The sequence below is a fragment of the Streptomyces mirabilis genome, assembly GCF_039503195.1.
Taxonomy (GTDB): Bacteria; Actinomycetota; Actinomycetes; order Streptomycetales; family Streptomycetaceae; genus Streptomyces; species Streptomyces mirabilis_D.
This window is the reverse complement of record NZ_JBCJKP010000001.1, coordinates 8414959-8431818: the sequence shown is the minus strand read 5'-3', so window position 1 is coordinate 8431818 and position 16860 is coordinate 8414959. Positions and strand designations below refer to the sequence as shown.

The following is a 16860-nucleotide window of genomic DNA, read 5'->3' as shown; positions in this document are numbered from 1 at the left end:
GCCCGGCCCCCTGGCCGTGGCTCAGGCGGCGCGCTCGTCCGCGGTGGCCGCCAGCGGCACCTGGGGGCCGTCGCACTCGCGCAGCCAGCGCCGCAGTACGCGATGCACCTGCTCGGCGCCCACGAGATCCGCGTCGTCCTCGACCGGCACGGACAACGCCACCGGCGACAGCAGGAAGGGGCGTGCCTGGGCCCCGCCGAGTCCGCCGTGCGAGCCGATCTGCTCCTCGAAGGCGAGGACCTCGCCCTCCTTCGGGTCGTACGAGGAGTTGACCATGATGTCGGCGACGTGCGGGAAGGAGTGCGTACGTCGTACGGCGTCGGCGGCGCCGGGGCCGAAGTCGGCGAGCGGACCCGGGCGTGCGTCGTCGAGCTTGTCGACCGGCACCTCCGCGCCGTTCGCGCCCAGCACGAGCCCGCCGTACTCCTCGCTGCGGACCAGCACGAAGCCGACGCCGGGTTGGTTGGCGAGGGTGGACAGCAGCGCGGGGTGACGGCGGTCGATCTCCTCCCGGCTCATCCGGTGCGGCACGTCGGGGAAGGAGACCAGGCCGAGGTTGCCGGAGGCCAGCACGATGGGCTCGGAGCGACGCGAGGGACGGTGACGCTCGCCGCGCTCCTCGACGGGTCTGCGCAGCGCGGCCCGCACCGCCGCCCGCGCCTCGGTGCCGCTGTGGGTGCGCTGCGCCTTGCGCGGCACGGGCAGGCCGCAGCCGGCCCGGACCAGGTTGCCGAGGCTGAGGCCGTAGCGGGTCAGGAAGGTCTCGCCGGGGCTCTGGCCGTGGTCCGACAGCACCACGATCCGGTAGGGCCGCGGGGCGTGTTCGGCGACCTTGGCCACCAGGGCGAGGGACCGGTCGAGGCGCTCCAGGACCTTCTCGGCGTCCCGGCTGCGCGGACCGGAGTGGTGGGCCACCTCGTCGTACGCCACCAGGTCCGCGTAGACCACGTTGCGCCCGGCTAGCATGTCGCCGATCACCGCGGCGACGACGACGTCCCGCTCGACGACGGTCGCGAAGGCGCGCACGAAGGGGTACAGCCCGCCGCGCTTGACCCGGGGCCGCCGCTTCTTCATCCGGGCCGCCGTGGACTGGCCCATCTCGCGCAGCACCTCGGCGACGAAGGACATGGCCGTACGGACGGCGTTGGCGGGGTCGCTGAAGTAGGCGAAGTAGCCGGAGCGGGAACGGTTCTCCCGGCCCCTTCGCGCGGCCATGGACAGCACCAGAGCCAGCTGGTCGGCGCCGCCGCTGAAGAGGTTGCCGCGGCTGGCGCCGTCGACGGTGAGCAGGCCTCCGTCGCCGGTGTGCTCGATGGCCCGGCGCTGGAGTTCGGCGGCGCTGGAGGGCCGGTTGCACACCATGACCTCGTGCGTGTCCTTCTCGTACCAGCGGAAGGCCGGCACGTCGTGGTTGCTGCCGTGCAGGATGCCGAGCTGGCTGGCGCCGGTCTGGCTGGACCAGTCGGTGCGCCACGGGGTGAGCCGGTGGGTGGGGCAGCCGCCCTCCCCGGAGCCGTCGAGCCACTGTGCGACGGTGGGCATCAGCCCCTTGCCGACCGCTTCCCGCAGCACGTCGTGGCCGACGCCGTCGAGCTGGAGGAAGACGGCGCCGGGGGTCGAGGGCCAGGCCCGCCCGTCGCCGCGCCCGCGGCGCCGGTCGGCGAGCCGGTAGAGCCTGCGCCGGTAGGCGTCGTCGTCACGGACGGCGAGGGCACCCCCGGTGGCCGAGGCGACCGCGGACATCACGGCGGCGACGACCACGGCGGTCTCGGGCGCGGCCTCGCCCTGCCCGGAGGGGTTGATGCGCAGGGCTATGAGCAGCAAGGACCCGTTCAGGAAGAAGACGAGCAGACCGAGCACGAGGGCGGGCACCAGGAGCAGTGCCCGTACGAGCAGGGGCCACACGAGCGAGGAGAGCAGACCGAAGACGGCCGCGCCGACCCCGGCGGTGACGGCGATCCGGGTGGCGCTGTCGCCGTTGCCGGACTCCAGCTGGAAGTCGGGCAGCACACCGGCGAGGACGAGCATGGTGACCGTGGACACGGCCCACACCGCGATGCTCCGCCACACTCCGCTGAGAAGTCGCCGCCACCCCCCTCCGCCCACGCCCTGTCCACCTCACGTCCCGGCCCGCCCGGTGTGCGAGGCCTGCTCCCACCCTGTCACAACGGTCGAGCGGCCCCCGGTGTCCCCCTCAGCGGCCGTCGTAGCCCGCGGTCGGCATCGACAGGCGGCGGTGGACCCGGGCCTTCATCTGGGCGTCGTACGACGGTTCCGCGCACCCGACCGTCTCGATCCGTACGCCGCGGCGGGCGCACTCGGCGGTGAACTCGTCCACGGAGGCGAGGGCGCGCTCCAGGACGCGGTGGCTCGGTGCGACGAACAGGTCCACGAGGCCCGCCTCGACGTCCGCCCACAGGGTGCGGTGGTCGGGGCGCAGACCGCGGACGAGGAGCTCGCGGGTGACGACGTAACCGCGCTCGGCGGCCCAGCGGGCGCACATCGCGTACTGGCTGCGGGAGTCCACGAGGAAGGGGTCCGCGTCGAGCTCCTCCAGGGGCGTCAGGCTCGCGATGGCCGTGACGCGGACCAAGGTCGGCACTGCGGAGGCGCTGCGCGCGTGTCCCATGGCGTCCCCCCTCACCTCCGGGTTTCGCCGCCGACCCTACTCCTGCACGTAGGCTCGGGGGGAGTCGCACGGAGGAGGCAAAGAAGTGCCGGTGGAGATCACCTGGTGGGGGCACGCCACTTGCACGCTGGAGGACTCCGGCACACGCGTCCTCACCGATCCGCTCTTCGCGCGCCGGCTCGCGCACCTGCGGCGCAGGCGCGGGGCGCCGCCCCCTCCCGAGGCGGCGGTCGCGGACGTGGCTCTGGTCTCGCATCTGCACGCCGACCATCTCCATCTGCCCTCGTTGCAGCGGCTCGCGCCGGGCACGCCGGTACTGGTGCCGAAGGGCGCGCCGCGCGTGGTGCCCGCGCTGCGCAGGCTGGACCATCTGCGGTTCGTCGAGGTGGCGCCCGGGGACCTGACCGAGGTCGGTGACCTGGTCGTACGTACGGTGTCGGCGCGGCACGACGGGCGGCGACTGCCGGTCGGACCGCACCGCTCCCCCGCGCTGGGCTTTGTGGTGGAGGGCGAGGCGCGGACGTATTTCGCCGGGGACACCGGGCTGTTCGAGTCGATGGCCGAGGAGGTCGGGCCGGTCGACGTGGCGCTGCTGCCGGTCGGCGGGTGGGGCCCGTTCCTCGGGGAGGGACACCTGGACGCGGGGCGGGCCGCCGAGGCGCTGGCCCGGCTGATGCCGAGGAGCGCGGTGCCGGTGCACTACGGCACGTACTGGCCCATCGGGATGGACAGCGTGCGCCCCCATGAATTCCATGCGCCGGGTGATGAGTTCGTGCGCCTGGCTGGGGAGCGTGCGCCCGAGGTGGCGGTGCACCGGCTCGAACACGGCGAGAGCGTGCGCCCGGAGGTCGCGCGGTGACGCCTCTGACCGCCATGGGCACGAGCCCCGCCATATTCCTGTCCGTCAAGAGCACCGCTCCCGCCCTGCTCCTGTCCGCCACGGGGGCGGCCGTGTCACCGGAGAGCACGCGGCAGGCGATCGGCTATCCGTCGCTGTTCGTGCTGGTGCTGATCGGCGCGCTGGTCCCGGTGGTGCCGACGGGTGCGCTGGTCAGTTCGGCGGCCGTGGTGGCCTTTCACGAGACCGCGCCGTTCGCCCTGCTGCTGGTCTTCGTGGTGGGCTCGCTCGCGGCGTTCCTCGGTGACGTGGCGCTCTACTGGCTCGGCCGACGTGGCATGGGGTCCAAGAACGGCTCGCGCTGGCTGGAGGCGATCCGGGTGCGCGCCCCGGAGGACCGCCTCACCCAGGCCCAGGAGAAACTGGACGACCACGGCGTCGCCGTCCTCGTCCTGTCCCGCCTCGTCCCGGCGGGCCGCATACCGGTGATGCTCGCCTGCCTGCTGGCGAAGATGCCCCTGCGCACCTTCGCCCGCGGCGACATCCCCGCCTGCCTCGCCTGGGCGGCCACCTACCAGGTCATCGGCATCCTCGGCGGCTCCCTCTTCGACGAGCCGTGGGAGGGCGTCGTGGCGGCGGTCGTACTCACCCTGGCGATCAGTGCGGCGCCGGGGGTGTGGCGGAGGGTCCGCAGAACCGCGCCGCGATAGAAGCAGCGCCCCGGGACGGGGCGCGAGGAACTGCGCGAGCAACCACGGCCCACCCGCAGGCACCCCACCACCGCCATCACCCCAGGACCCGAGAACCCCCCACCGCCAGATCCCACAGATTCCCCCGCTCCAACCCCACCCGCTCCCAGGCCGCCTTCACCCGGGTCAACGGCTCCAGCACGGGCTCCGCGGACAGCACGAACGTCCCCCAGTGCATCGGCGCCATCCGCCGAGCCCCCAGGTCGACAGCGGCCCGAACAGCCTCTTCCGGGTCGCAGTGGACGTCACTCAACCACCACCGGGGGTCGTACGCCCCGATGGGAAGCAGGGCCAGGTCTATCCCCGGGTACCGCTGCCCGATGGCCGCGAACCAGTGCCCGTACCCCGTGTCCCCCGCGAAGTAGACCCGCTGTCCTTCGGGCGCCGTCAGCACCCAGCCGCCCCACAGCGTGCGGCAGGTGTCGGTGAGACCGCGCTTGGACCAGTGGTGCGCGGGGACGAAGTCGAAGCGCACGCCGTCGAGTTCGACCGCCTCCCACCAGTCCAGCTCGGTGACCCGGGTGAACCGGCGGCGCCGGAACCAGCGCCCGAGTCCGGCCGGCACGAACACCGGTGTGTCGCGCGGGAGTCGGCGCAGCGTCGGCGCGTCCAGATGGTCGTAGTGGTTGTGGCTGATGACGACCGCGTCGACGCGCGGCAGCGCGCTCCAGGCCACGCCGACCGGGGTGATCCGGGCCGGGGTGCCGAGGATCTTGCGGGACCAGACCGGGTCGGTGAGGACGGTCAGCCCACCGATGCGGATCACCCAACTCGCGTGCCCCGCCCAGGAGACGGCGACGGTCCGGGTGCCCACCCTCGGCAGCGGCCCCGGTTCGAAGGGCAGCAGTGGAATGTCGGCGAGCGCCGCGGGCCCCGGGCGCAGCGCCCCCTCGCGGGCGAACCGCGCGAAGGCCCGCAGTCCCGGCAGCGGCGCGGTCAGCCGGTCGACGAACGACCGCGGCCACACACGGCGCTCACCGAGCGGACGGGGTGCGGCGAGAGGTGGGGGCTCGACGAGCGGACGGAGTGGGACGGCCGGTGAGGAACGCCCCACCGTCGGGGCCATGCGGGACGCCGGCTCCTCGGCGTCCCGCGCGTTCGTGGACACGGACGTGCTCGTGGATATGGACGTGCTCGGGGACGTACTCGTGCTCGTGGTCGAGTGGGACTGCTGCGTCATCGAGGAGGCTCCCATCGCTGAGCGTCGTCACGGAGATCGTCGAACGCCGACCCCAGGAGGGTCAACGCGCGTTGCACCTGTGGCAGTTCCAACGGTGAGGGTGAACTGAGGCATTCCGCCCGCTCCTCGTCGGTGGCGCCGAGCAGCGGTCCGGTCTCCAACCGCACGCGCAGCGCCTCGAGGTCGTCCCCGAAGCGGTGGCCGCCCGGCGCGGGCATGCCGAGCCGGGCGGTGAGGAAGTCCTCCAGTTCCTGTGCGTCCCCGACGCCGAGGGCGGTCAGCGCGGAGCTCAACGGGCCGAGATCCACGTACAGATGTCGGCCGGCCCGCGGCGGCCGTGCGAGGGCCCCCGACCCGATCACCGCGCGGTGCGCGGCGAGAGCCACGCGCGCGTGCAGGCGTACGGCGGCGGTCAGCCGCTCGGTGACCGCGTCCGGCTCGCCGAGCGCGTACGCGGCCGCCGCCGCGACCGGTTCGGCGACCCGGGCGCCGAGCACGGTGAGCACGTCGAGGACGCGGGCGCGCAGCCGAAGGCCCTCGTCGGTGTCCGGGAAGCGGGCGACGGCGGCCGGCCAGCCCTGCGGCAGGAAGGCTCCCGCGAGGTCCGTCAGCACGGTGACCTCGCCGGGGAGCATCTCGGCGGGGCTCAGCAGCACGGTGTCCTGCGGCCGGTGCAGGGTGTCGCGCCAGGTCTCGTCGCTGACCACGTGCAGTCCCTCGCCCACCGCGGCCTCCACGGTCTCGTGCACCACCTCGGGCGGTGCGACGGTGGCGGTGGGGTCGTCGGCGACGGAGAGCACGAGCAGGCGAGGGTCGCCGCCCTCGGCGCGGACCCGGCGGACGGTCTCCAGGAGTGCGTACGGATCCGGCAGGCCACCGCACTCCGCGGGCGTCGCCGCGTGGAACACGGACCGGCCCAGGAGGCGGACCTGCGGTGCCCACCAGGCGGCGCACGGGCGCGGCACCAGGACGTCGCCGCCGAGTGCGCCGGTCAGCGCGAGGAGCAGCGCGGGGGCGCCGGGGGCGGCGACCACCCGGTCGCGGTCGGCGGCCAGGCCCCGCCGGGTCCAGTAGCCGCAGGCGGCGTCGAGAAGCGCGGGGCCGCCGCCGGAGGGCTCGGCGTGGGCGTGGCCCGCCGCGTCGGCGAGCACGGCGCGCAGCTCGGCCAGTACCGGCAGGCCCTGATCGGGAAGGGGCGGCCCGTAGCGGAGCGGACCATGTCCTTCCGGAACCGTCCGCCGCATACGTGCCTCCGTGCAGTCCGTGGTGCCGTGCCCTGTCGTTACCCAGGCTCCCGCCGCGCCATGGGCGCCCGGCCGGGTTGCGCCCGTCACCGCGTCAGCGGTGGGAGGAGCCCTTCTGGCGCAACCGGTGGACGGCCGCGCCCAGCGCGCCCACGATCAGGACGCCGCCGGTGATCAGGGCCGGGACGGAATCGGTGAAGGTGCCGCCCTCGCCGCCCTGCACTCCGTACTGGGCACCGGTGGGGCGCTCCTCGGTGTCGTGCCCGGTGCCGGTGTCACGCCCGGTGCCGGTGTCGTGAGCCGCACCGGTCTCGCGCCCGGCGCCCGTGTCATGAGCCGCGCCGGTGTCGTGCGTCGCGCCGGTGTCGCGACCCGTACCCGTGTCACGGCCCGCACCCGTGTCACGGCCCGCACCCGTGTCGCGACCCGTACTCGTGTCACGGCCCGTACCGGTGTCGTGCGTCGCACCCGTGTCGTGCGTCGCACCGGTGTCATGACCCGCGCCCGTGTCACGCCCCGTACCGGTGTCGTGCGTCGTACCGGTGCCATGAGGCGCACCCGTGTCACGAGGCGCACCGGTCTCGCGTCCCGTAGCCGTGTCACGCCCGGCACTTGTGCCCGTACCGGTGCCGATACCCGTACCGGTGCTGACGCCGGTCCCGGTGCCGGCGCCGCGGGACACGGTGTACGAGGCGTTCCACGGCCGCTCCTGGACACCTGGCGCGACGGGACACACGCCGCTGACGCCCCATTGGGCCTCACGGTCCCCGGCGACGGAATCGCCGTTGAACTGCTCGCCGGCCCCGGATACCACTTCGGACCCATCGACCCCTCCGAACCCATCGACCGCTCCGGAACCACCGACCGCTCCGGAACCACCAACCGCTCCGGAACCACCGACCAGTCCGGATCCACCGGATCCAGCGTCGGAAGTCCCACCCGCCGGGATACGGGCCGTCCCGCGGTACGACGTGTGGCCGCCCGTCTTCTCGTCGCCGCCGGTGACCCGGTGCAGCTGGGCCTTGCCTCCCTCGAAGCCCTGGGAGTGCGCGTCGATGGACTCGGGCGCGGTGCCGCCGATCGCGTCGCAGGTGACGGAGATGGAGAGGAGACCACCGGGGCCCACGGAACGGGGATCGACCTCCGCGCCCGGATCCGCGGACGCGGCCGTGGCGGCCGCCCCCAGGGCGGCACAGGCCAGGGCGGTGGCGGACAGGACACGGACGGTACGGCACATGGGAAGGGCTCCTTCGGACAGACACTGTCTGAAGGGGGCACGGCCGTCGCGCCCCCCACCCCATCACAGCCCGCGCGGGCGCGGGGCGCGCGCGGCCGGACCCCATTCGCGCGACACGGACGGCCGAGCGGGTGACGCGGGTGGCAGCGGCGGCTCCGCCGAGCGGGTCAGTTCGACAGGGAGACGAGCTCCCGTTCCAGGCCGCGTCCACGTTTGTCCACGACGGCCGAGGCCACGTCGGACAGTTTGCGCTGGGTCGCCTGCGAGACGCGGCGCAGCACGCCGAAGGCCGCGTCCGCGTCGCAGCCCAGTACGTGCATGACGATCCCGCACGCCTGGTCGACGACGGGCCGGGTGCGCAGCGCGGCGCCGAGCTGGTCGAGCTCGGTGAGCGCGGCCCGGTAGGAGCGGTCACGGACCAGGCAGGTGACGGCGAGGTCGCCGAGCGCGCCGGCGGGTCCGCGCGGGGCGTCCTCCAGGGCGCCGGGCCGGAAACTGTAGAGGCTGAGGGTCACGGTCAGCCCGGAACGCCGGAAGGGAATCGTGACGCTGGAGCGGACACCCGAGTCGAGGGCCATCGCGCGGTACGCCGGCCAGCGCTCCTCGCGCAGCAGGTCCGCCGAGTCGACGGGCTCACCGCGTTCCAGCGCGGCGGGGATCGGACCGTCTCCGGAGCGGAGTTGGACCGAGACAAGTGCGGCGAGGTCGGGGTGGGTGACCGCGGCGGGGCGTTCCGGGCCGCCCTCGGAGACCATGCAGCTGGCGCCGCAGCAGTCGGTGGTGCAGCGGGCGGCCTGCTCGGCGAGCTCCGACAGCCGCCTCCCTGGAAGCGTGGGTTCCGGCGAGCGCGCTCCCAGGTCGCCGAGTTGACCGCCTCGACCGCCTTCACCGCGTTGACCGCGCCGATCGTTTTGACCGCGTTGCTCAAGTCGCCCCGCATCCAGCATGGTTCACCCCCTCCTCCCTCCGCGCCTTCCCACTCACCTGCGCGGAAAACAGGCCGGGCGGTTTACACCCCCGCCACACCCGGAACCAATCCTTCGGGTTACGTTCATCGGATGGCGCAGACGGACGAATTCGGTGAAGAACTCGCGGATTTCGTGCGCCGCGTGGCGGAGCTCAAGGCGGCTCGATCGGTACCGGTCGACGACCTGCCGACGGTGCTCGACGCGGCGATCTTCGAACTCGACCACGTGGCGGGCCAGTTGTGGCCCCGGTACGAGAGTCTGTCCTCGACGGGCCCGTCCGGCGTCGCCTCGGTCGACCGCCAGGAGCAACAGCTCCTCAAGGCGCTCTTCCAGCGGGTGCCGGTGCCTGTCGCGCTGGTGGACCGCGAGACGGTGGTGCGCAGGCTGAACTTCGCGGCATCCTCGTTCACCGGCGTACGGGCCGGCTACGCCACGGGCCGGCCGCTCACCGGTTTCCTCGCGCACGCCGACCGTGCCGCGTTCCGCTCGCAGGCGGCGGCGGTGGCACGCGGCGAGGGCGACCGCAGTCTCACCGTGCACCTCCAGCAGCAGCCCGCGGTGCCGGTACGGGCGACACTCACCGCGCTGCGGCCCAGCGGCGAACCCCGCACCGCCGTCCTCGTCGTCCTGCAGCCCGCGGACAGCCGGCTGCCGTCCCCCGAGAGCGTGCCGGGCCCGGTACCGACCCTGACCGAGACGACCCGGCACGCGGCGCTGATGGACCTGGTGGACGCCGTGACCACGGCGCTGCTCAGCGGTCCGGTCGGCGATCCGGCCGGGGTACTGGAGCGGGCGGCCGGGGTGCTGCACGGGCGGTTCGCCGACTGGGTGGTGGCCGACGTGGCGGGAGCGGCGCGGCTGTCCCGTACGACGGTGCTGGCTCCCTCCGACAGCGTGGCGGGGGCCCGGGGCGTGGCCGCACAGGATCCCGTCGCGTGTCCGCTCGTCGTCGAGGCGGCCCGTGACGGATCCACGGCGCTGCCGGTGCGCCCCGAGGATCCGGACGCCTTCGGCCGTGACGCCTCGGGCGCCCCGATCCTCGTACGCGCGAACGTGACGTCGCTGCTGTGCGTGCCCCTGACCACCGCACCCGGCCCCGTACGAGGCGTGCTGACCCTGTTCCGCTGCGGCGCCCGCCGGGCGTTCTCGATGGCGGAGGCCCAGGCGATGGACATGATGTCCCGCCACCTGGCCCTGGCGATGGGCGCGCCCCGGTAGGGCTACGCCGCGTCGCGCATCACCTGGTCGCGCAGCCGGTGGCAGCACCGGCTGATCAGCCGCGACACGTGCATCTGCGAGATCCCGAGTTCGTCGGCGATCCGGCTCTGCGTCATGTCGCCGAAGAACCGCATGTAGAGGATGGTGCGTTCACGCTCGGGCAGGGCCTGCAACCGGGGCTTGACGGCCTCGCGGTCGATGACGATGTCGAGCGCGGGGTCGGCCGAGCCGAGGGCGTCGCTGAGCGAGTAGCCGTCGTCGCTGCCGGAGACCTGGGCGTCCAGGGAGAGCGCGGTGAAGCTCTCCAGGGCCTCCAGGCCGGCCCGGACGTCCTCCTCGCTCATCCCGGCGTGCTCGGCGATCTCGGAGACGGTGGGCCTGCGGCCCGAGATGGTCCCCGAGAGTTCCTGGACGGCGAACCGCACACGGTTGCGCAGGTCCTGGACGCGGCGCGGCACGTGCAGGGTCCACATGTGGTCGCGGAAGTGCCGCTTGATCTCGCCGGTGACGGTCGGCACGGCGTAGCTCTCGAAGGCGTTGCCGAGCTCGGGGTCGTACCGGTCGACGGCCTTGACCAGGCCGAGCGCCGCGACCTGGCGCAGGTCCTCCAGGCTCTCACCGCGGTTGCGGAACCGGCCCGCGAGCCGGTTGGCCATCGGCAGCCAGGCCTCGACGATCTGCTCGCGGAGCGTGTCGTGCTGCCGGCCCGGAGGGAGCGAGGCGAGCCTGCGGAATGCCTCCGTGGTGTCGGGGGCGTCGTCGTGCGGATGGCGTTTCGCGCTCACTTGGTTTCGCATGGTGCGTCGCAACTCCCTTACAGGTGCCTTGGGTTGGACGGTCACCGTGGGAGCGCACGGGTGCGTCGAACGGCACACCCGTGGCGAGGACTTCCCCGCTCCCACGGACGTGCCTCCTGTCCGAAGCACTTGAATTCCGCCTGCCCCGGCCTGTGCGAGACAAACACCGAGGCAAACACCGGCGCCGGTCGGCGCCTTGGGCTCAGGGAAGGGCGAGCAGGTAGTCGATCGCGGCGCGCAGTTCCTCGTCCTGGAGGAAGGCCTCGTAGTTCCGTGCCTGTGCCAGACGGCCGTCGAAGCCCCGTACCGTCCGCAGTGCGGCGCGCGTCGCGGGGGTGAGGGTGCCGATCCGGGCCAGGGCTCGCAGCGCCTCTCCGAAGAGCCCATAGTCTTCGCCGCCGTCGGCGATCGGCAGGACGAACCCCGCCAGGACGGAGATGCTCGGCTCGGGCTCGCCCGTGCCCGACCAGAGGGCGAGCGCGGCCTCGATCCGGCGAAAGCCGTCGGTGTTCTCCATGATGTGCCGCACCCGGTCGGCGTACGGCGCGGCCGCGGGACCGAACTCGGCCAGCAGGTGGACGGGCCCGTAGGAGGGACCCTCCTCGGTCAGCACCGCGTCGCCGATGAGGCGCAGCGCCGCCCTACGGTCTCCGCCCATCTGTGAGACGGCCCACGCCGCGTTCCAGTGGTACCCCGGCCAGTTGAGCGGCTTGCAGGCGCGCAGGGCGGCCTCTGCGGACGCGGCGCCCGGCCCCATCGCCGCCAGCGCCTCGACGATCGAGAGCGAGCCCGTGGCGTCGTCCAGAAGCGCCACGACCTCCGGCAGCGCGGGCAGTGCGTCCGGCCCCCACGCCTTGAGGACCTTCAGGAAGGCGCCGGTCAGCGGGCCGTGGCCACCGTTGTGCGTCGCGTGGTGCCGCATCACCTCCCGCAGGTCGGGCAGCAGGACGTCGGCATGCGCCCGCAGCGGGACCAGCACGGCGTCGACGTCCGGAAGTCGTGGGTCACTGACGCAGTAGCCACGTCCGTAGTGCTCCCGATAGGGCTCGTAGAGCCGCTCGACGAGCCCCGGCAGCGCGCGCGGGTCGCCGATCCGGGTGAGCGCCCAGCGCGCGTAGTCACCGACGGTCCCCTCCAGACAGGGGTCCTTCCCCGGGTCGTCGAGCAGCGTGGCGAGCCGGTCGGCGTACCGGGCCGACTGCCGGCCGAGCACCGCCAGCAGGTGTGCCGCCCGCAGGCGCACGGGGTCGGCCCGGTCGTCCAGCAGTCGGCCCGCCACCGGCAGCAGCGCGGGCGCCGCGGACGGTCTGAGCACCAGCAGCCGCCATGCCTCGTCCAGCACCGCCCCGGACAGTTCGGTGTCCCCGGTGCGGGCCGCCGCGTCGGCCAGCCGGACCACGAAGGAGGCGGCCGTCCGGGCGTCGTGGTCGAACAGCTCGGCGGCCCAGGTGACGACCGCTTCACGGCTCCAGGGTTCCTCGACGCCCACCACGTACCAGATCTCCTCGAACCTGGGCCGTACGGCGAGGTCGGAGAGTGTCTCCACCAGCAGGTCGATCCACCGGACCGGCTCCCGCGGGTCGAGCCGTTCCCAGGCGATCACGGCCGCGACCTTCATGACGGGCTCGCCGTCACGCAGGACGCCGTCGAGGACCGCCCGCACCTCCTCGACCGACCGGGCATCCGCTTGTGCCGCCTCGGCGGCCGCCCAGCCCAGCCGCAGCAGCACCGGCAGACGCACCGCCGGGTCCGTCTCGGCCCGCCACCGCTCCAGGAGCGGTACGACACCGTCCGCGAGGGGAATGGCCTCCCGCCGCACATCGGGGTCCGGGTCCGCGAGCAGTGCCAGGACCGCGCCCCGGTGGCGTCTCCACGCCGCGGTCCACCCCGCGTCCACCAGGTCCGGCCGGGCCGTCCTGGTCGCGTGCGCGAAAGCCTCCAGCAGTCCTACGAGGTCGACTCGCGCGCCTGCCTCCGGGTCGGCGGCGAGCGCCACCACGAAGGGCAGGGCCGCGGTCGCCGCGGAGGGCACCCGACCGTTGCCCGCGATCAGGCAGGAGTACAGCGGGTAGCAGTACTCCTCCGTCGCGGCCCCGCCCGCGAGCGCCAGCCGCCGCAGCGCGCGAGGCACCTCCTCGACCGGGTGCCGGGACAGCGCCGACTCGAGCCGGTCCCACGGCACCGCGTCCAGCGCCTCGAGCGACATCCCCGTCACATCCACCCCCATGACCTCGGAGAACCGATTCCCCGGCCGTCATCATGCCGCCCTGCGGTGGAGCTCGTCGTGCCGTTTTCCCACGGACGTGTCGACCCCGGGTCCATGGGTACGCGATCACCGTCCCCGATCCCCTGGAGGGAGTCATGCAGCGAGGCAGCGACCGGTTGAGCGTCCACCGGGACGACGAGATGAAACACGAACTGCAGGGCCTGCTCAGGTCGGGTCACCCCACCCGGACCGAGGAGTGGCACGACCCGGAGCCGACTGCCGACGACGACCCGGAGATCGCGCGCGGCCCCGTGGCACCGAACCGCGCGCCCGAGTCCATCGAGACGGTGCGCCTGGAACTGGCCCGGTTCCTGAGCCGTACCGCCTTCCCCGCGGGCCCCCGCGACCTGGCCGACACCCTGCGCGACAAACACGCGCCCGACCCCCTGATCGAGGCCGTGGAGCGGCGCCCCCGCAAGGCGCGCTACGCCACGGTGCACGAGCTGGCCGAATCGGTCGTAGGCGCCCGGCGCACGCGGTGAACAGCGCCCCGGCGCTGTTCACCACCGCTCGGGGGCCGGGACAAGGAAACGGAGGAATCATGCGTATCGCGTTCCTGATGGCGCCCGAGGGCGTCGAGCAGGTCGAGCTGACCGATCCCTGGCAGGCGGTACTGGACGCGGGTGGCGAGCCGGTCCTCGTGTCCACGAAGCCCGGCCGGATCCAGGCCTTCCATCACCTCGACAAGGCGGACACCTTCCCTGTCGACGAGGTGGTCGCCGACGTGTCGGCCGAGTCCTTCGACGGGCTCGTGCTGCCGGGCGGCGTGGCCAACCCGGACGCGCTGCGCCTCGACGAACGGGCCGTGGCGGTCATCCGCGCGTTCTTCGAGCGCGGCCTTCCGGTCGCCGCGATCTGTCACGCCCCCTGGACGCTCGTCGAGGCGGACGTGGTCTCGGGCCGGGTCCTCACGTCCTGGCCGAGTCTGCGCACCGACATCCGCAACGCGGGCGGCACCTGGGTCGACCGGCAGGTACAGGTGTGCGAGCAGGGGCCCAACACTCTGATCACCAGCCGCAAGCCGGGTGACCTCAAGGCGTTCGACGAGGCGTTCCTGGCAGCGTTCGCGCGGCAGGCCGCCTGACGGAGTGTCCGCCCCTGCGGAATCCGGCACCATCCGGCGCGCCTCGGTTCACCGGCGACAGCGGGGACCGAGGGCGACGGGTGCGGGTGGCAACGGGTGTGCGGGCCGGGCGAGTTCGACCCGACGTCGTCACTCGTGCCCTCCGTGACGCCCCGACCCGTCATGTCGCCCCGACCCGTCGTTCAGCACTCCGCCGTGAGGCCCCGCTCCCGGGCCCCCTCGCGCGTACGGCCCGCGGCGACGGGCCGGCGCGGATGGCGGCGCAGGTACTCGCCCTCCAGCTGCGCCATGCGCATGTTGTGGGTCCGCAGGGCGTCGTTCGAACCGTGCAGCAGTGTGTCGTGGCGGGTGCGGTGGATCGTCTCCAGCTCTTTCATCAGCTGCTGGTCGTCCAGCCGTTCCGGGTCGACTCCGGTCATGGTGGTACCCCGCTCGTCGTGTCCTGCGGCGCGGTCCGGGCAGGCGCTGCCGTGCGCGGCGCCCGAGCGGCGTCCGGGAGGGAGCCGTGGATCTAGCCGTACTCCCTCCACTCTACGAACTTCCGGGCCCCCGGTCCTCCGGGAAGCACCGGACGACCGGGACCGTGACCGGGTCCTGGCGGCCCGAGTCGTACCGGCCCCGAGTCCTACCGGGCCCGCTCGACGCGCCGCTCGTCCCACACCGGCTCCGCCGTCTCCCGGATCCTGCCGTCCGAGCCGAAGACCAGATAGCGGTCGAAGGAGCGGGCGAACCAGCGGTCGTGGGTGACCGCGAGCACCGTCCCCTCGTATGCCTCCAGGCCCTCCTGGAGTGCCTCGGCCGACTCCAGGTCGAGGTTGTCGGTGGGCTCGTCCAGCAGCAGGGCCGTGGAACCCTCCAGCTCCAGCAGCAGGATCTGGAAGCGTGCCTGCTGGCCGCCGGAGAGCCTCTCGAAGCGCTGCTCGGCCTGGGCGGTCAGCTCGTAGCGGCGCAGCCGGGACATGGCGGCGCCCCGGTCCTGGGAGTGCTCGCTCCACAGGATGTCGAGAAGGGTGCGGCCCTGGAGCTCCGGGTGGGCGTGCGTCTGGGCGAAGTGTCCGGGCACGACGCGCGCGCCGAGCTTCCACTCACCCGTGTGCGCGACGGTGTCACCGGCGAGCAGGCGCAGGAAGTGCGACTTGCCGGAGCCGTTGGAGCCGAGCACGGCGACCCGCTCGCCGTAGAAGACCTCCAGGTCGAACGGGTGCATCAGCCCGGTGAGCTCAAGTCCCTTGCAGGTGATGGCCCGTACGCCGGTACGCCCGCCGTGCAGACGCATCTTGATGTCCTGCTCGCGCGGCGGCTCCGGCGGCGGGCCGGCCTCCTCGAACTTCCGTAGCCGGGTCTGCGCCGCCGCGTACCGGGACGCCAACTCATGGCTGATGGAGGCCGCCTGCCGCAGATTCAGCACGAGCTTCTTCAGCTGGGCGTGCTTCTCGTCCCAGCGCCTGCGCAGCTCCTCGAAGCGGGCGAACCGCTCCTGTCGCGCCTCGTGGTACGTCGCGAAGCCACCGCCGTGCACCCATGCGTCGGCGCCGGTGGGGCTCGGCTCGACGCTGACGATCTTCTCGGCGGCGCGGGACAGCAGCTCCCGGTCGTGGGAGACGAAGAGAACGGTCTTGCGGGTCTCCTTGAGCCGCTCCTCCAGCCAGCGCTTGCCCGGGACGTCGAGGTAGTTGTCCGGCTCGTCGAGGAGCAGTACCTCGTCGGTGCCGCGCAGCAGGGCCTCCAGCACCAGCCGCTTCTGCTCTCCTCCGGAGAGGGTGCGCACCAGGCGCCACTGCGCCTTCTCGTACGGGACGCCGAGCGCGGCCATCGTGCACATGTCCCAGAGCGTCTCGGACTCGTAGCCTCGTACCTCGGCCCAGTCGGAGAGTGCCTGCGCGTAGCGGAGCTGGGCGGCCTCGTCGTCCACGGTCATCATGGCGTGCTCGGCCGCGTCGACGGCCCTGGCGGCCTCCTGTATGCGGGGCGACGCCACGGAGACGAGCAGCTCCCGAACGGTCGTCTCGTCTCTCACGGACCCCACGAACTGACGCATCACACCCAGGCCGCCGGTCACGGTGACGGTGCCCCCGTGCGGCTTCAGCTCCCCGGAGATCAGCCGCAGCAGCGTGGTCTTGCCGGCTCCGTTGGGGCCCACCAGTGCGACGACGGCCCCTTCGCCCACCCGAAACGACACATCGCCGAGCAGCGCCCTCCCGTCGGGAAGGTAGTACTCAAGATGTGCGGCTTCGAGATGTCCCATGGGGAGGCATTCTCCGGCCCCCCGGCCCACGGAGCAAACGCATAACCCCACCGAGCCCCCACACCCCGGCTCCCCCGCCCCCGCCGCCCCTACCCGTCCCATCCCCAGGGGCTCCGCCCCTTCGACCCCACCAAGGGGCTGCACCCCCTGGCCCCCCATCGGCCTGAACGGCCTCGTCCTCAGTCGCCGGACAGGCTGAAGATGCGCGCCGCGCCCCTTCAGGGGCGATCGGGTGGGCGGGGGAATGCGGGGCGAAGTCCCCGCCTCAGGGGCGCGGGGAACTGCGCGACCGGCCCCCCACCCATCCGCGGCCGACGAACCCGCCGGGGGGCTGGGGGCGGAGCCCCCGGGTTCGGGATGGGACGGGCGGGGGCGGCGGGGGCGAGGAAGGGCGGTTCGGCGGGT

15 protein-coding genes are annotated in these 16860 nt (G+C 73.3%); 5 read left to right on the top strand and 10 right to left on the bottom strand.

The window, feature by feature from the left end; genetic code table 11:
* Positions 1–21 precede the first annotated feature (21 nt).
* Positions 22–2106 carry a phage holin family protein gene (locus AAFF41_RS38115; protein ID WP_343325386.1) on the bottom strand — a complete coding sequence of 695 codons (2085 nt, stop codon included), beginning with the start codon at positions 2104–2106 and terminating at the stop codon, positions 22–24.
* Positions 2107–2194: 88 nt separating this feature from the next.
* Positions 2195–2629: a hypothetical protein gene (locus AAFF41_RS38110; protein ID WP_054236669.1), complete on the bottom strand. Its 435-nt coding sequence runs from the start codon at positions 2627–2629 to the stop codon at positions 2195–2197.
* An 85-nt stretch (positions 2630–2714) separates the two neighbouring features.
* Here AAFF41_RS38110 and AAFF41_RS38105 point away from each other — a divergent pair, with 85 nt between their 5' ends.
* Positions 2715–3488, top strand: coding sequence for an MBL fold metallo-hydrolase (locus AAFF41_RS38105; RefSeq protein WP_319749568.1), 774 nt, complete (start codon positions 2715–2717; stop codon positions 3486–3488).
* Between the two features lie 14 nt (positions 3489–3502).
* On the top strand, positions 3503–4177 hold the full coding sequence (locus AAFF41_RS38100; protein WP_319749693.1) for a DedA family protein: 675 nt from the start codon (positions 3503–3505) through the stop codon (positions 4175–4177).
* Positions 4178–4253: 76 nt separating this feature from the next.
* On the opposite strand, the gene AAFF41_RS38095 is transcribed toward AAFF41_RS38100, so the two are convergent.
* The 4 genes from AAFF41_RS38095 to AAFF41_RS38080 form a co-directional block, all read right to left on the bottom strand.
* The gene (locus tag AAFF41_RS38095; RefSeq protein ID WP_343325385.1) at positions 4254–5396 is read right to left on the bottom strand and encodes an MBL fold metallo-hydrolase; all 1143 of its coding nucleotides are present in this window, start codon (positions 5394–5396) and stop codon (positions 4254–4256) included.
* Positions 5393–6640, bottom strand: a complete 1248-nt coding sequence (locus AAFF41_RS38090) for an aminotransferase class I/II-fold pyridoxal phosphate-dependent enzyme (protein WP_319749570.1) — start codon at positions 6638–6640, stop codon at positions 5393–5395. The genes AAFF41_RS38095 and AAFF41_RS38090 overlap by 4 nt, the downstream gene beginning before the upstream one ends.
* A 94-nt stretch (positions 6641–6734) precedes the next feature.
* Complete coding sequence (locus AAFF41_RS38085) at positions 6735–7877, bottom strand: hypothetical protein (RefSeq protein WP_343325384.1); 1143 nt, start codon at positions 7875–7877, stop codon at positions 6735–6737.
* A gap of 167 nt (positions 7878–8044) precedes the next feature.
* Complete coding sequence (locus AAFF41_RS38080) at positions 8045–8824, bottom strand: ANTAR domain-containing response regulator (RefSeq protein WP_319749571.1); 780 nt, start codon at positions 8822–8824, stop codon at positions 8045–8047.
* A 111-nt stretch (positions 8825–8935) separates the two neighbouring features.
* Between AAFF41_RS38080 and AAFF41_RS38075 the strand changes: the two genes are divergently transcribed.
* Positions 8936–10063, top strand: a complete 1128-nt coding sequence (locus AAFF41_RS38075; protein ID WP_319749572.1) for a PAS domain-containing protein — start codon at positions 8936–8938, stop codon at positions 10061–10063.
* Between the two features lie 2 nt (positions 10064–10065).
* Here AAFF41_RS38075 and AAFF41_RS38070 read toward each other — a convergent pair whose 3' ends face one another.
* Together AAFF41_RS38070 and AAFF41_RS38065 are read right to left on the bottom strand one after the other, a co-directional pair.
* Complete coding sequence (locus AAFF41_RS38070) at positions 10066–10860, bottom strand: RNA polymerase sigma factor SigF (protein ID WP_319749573.1); 795 nt, start codon at positions 10858–10860, stop codon at positions 10066–10068.
* Positions 10861–11062: 202 nt separating this feature from the next.
* Entirely contained in the window at positions 11063–13066 is a 2004-nt protein-coding gene (locus AAFF41_RS38065; protein ID WP_343325383.1) for a hypothetical protein, read from the bottom strand.
* A 155-nt stretch (positions 13067–13221) separates the two neighbouring features.
* Between AAFF41_RS38065 and AAFF41_RS38060 the strand changes: the two genes are divergently transcribed.
* Complete coding sequence (locus AAFF41_RS38060; RefSeq protein WP_319749576.1) at positions 13222–13608, top strand: DUF2795 domain-containing protein; 387 nt, start codon at positions 13222–13224, stop codon at positions 13606–13608.
* A 59-nt stretch (positions 13609–13667) separates the two neighbouring features.
* Positions 13668–14210 (top strand): type 1 glutamine amidotransferase domain-containing protein, encoded by a 543-nt coding sequence (locus AAFF41_RS38055; protein ID WP_319749577.1) that lies wholly within the window; start codon positions 13668–13670, stop codon positions 14208–14210.
* A gap of 182 nt (positions 14211–14392) precedes the next feature.
* On the opposite strand, the gene AAFF41_RS38050 is transcribed toward AAFF41_RS38055, so the two are convergent.
* Both AAFF41_RS38050 and AAFF41_RS38045 read right to left on the bottom strand, forming a co-directional pair.
* A complete protein-coding gene (locus AAFF41_RS38050; protein WP_319749578.1) occupies positions 14393–14629 on the bottom strand; it encodes a DUF6158 family protein in 237 nt (78 codons plus the stop codon).
* Positions 14630–14835: 206 nt separating this feature from the next.
* Positions 14836–16455: an ABC-F family ATP-binding cassette domain-containing protein gene (locus tag AAFF41_RS38045; RefSeq protein WP_054236680.1), complete on the bottom strand. Its 1620-nt coding sequence runs from the start codon at positions 16453–16455 to the stop codon at positions 14836–14838.
* Between the last annotated feature and the right edge of the window lie 405 nt (positions 16456–16860).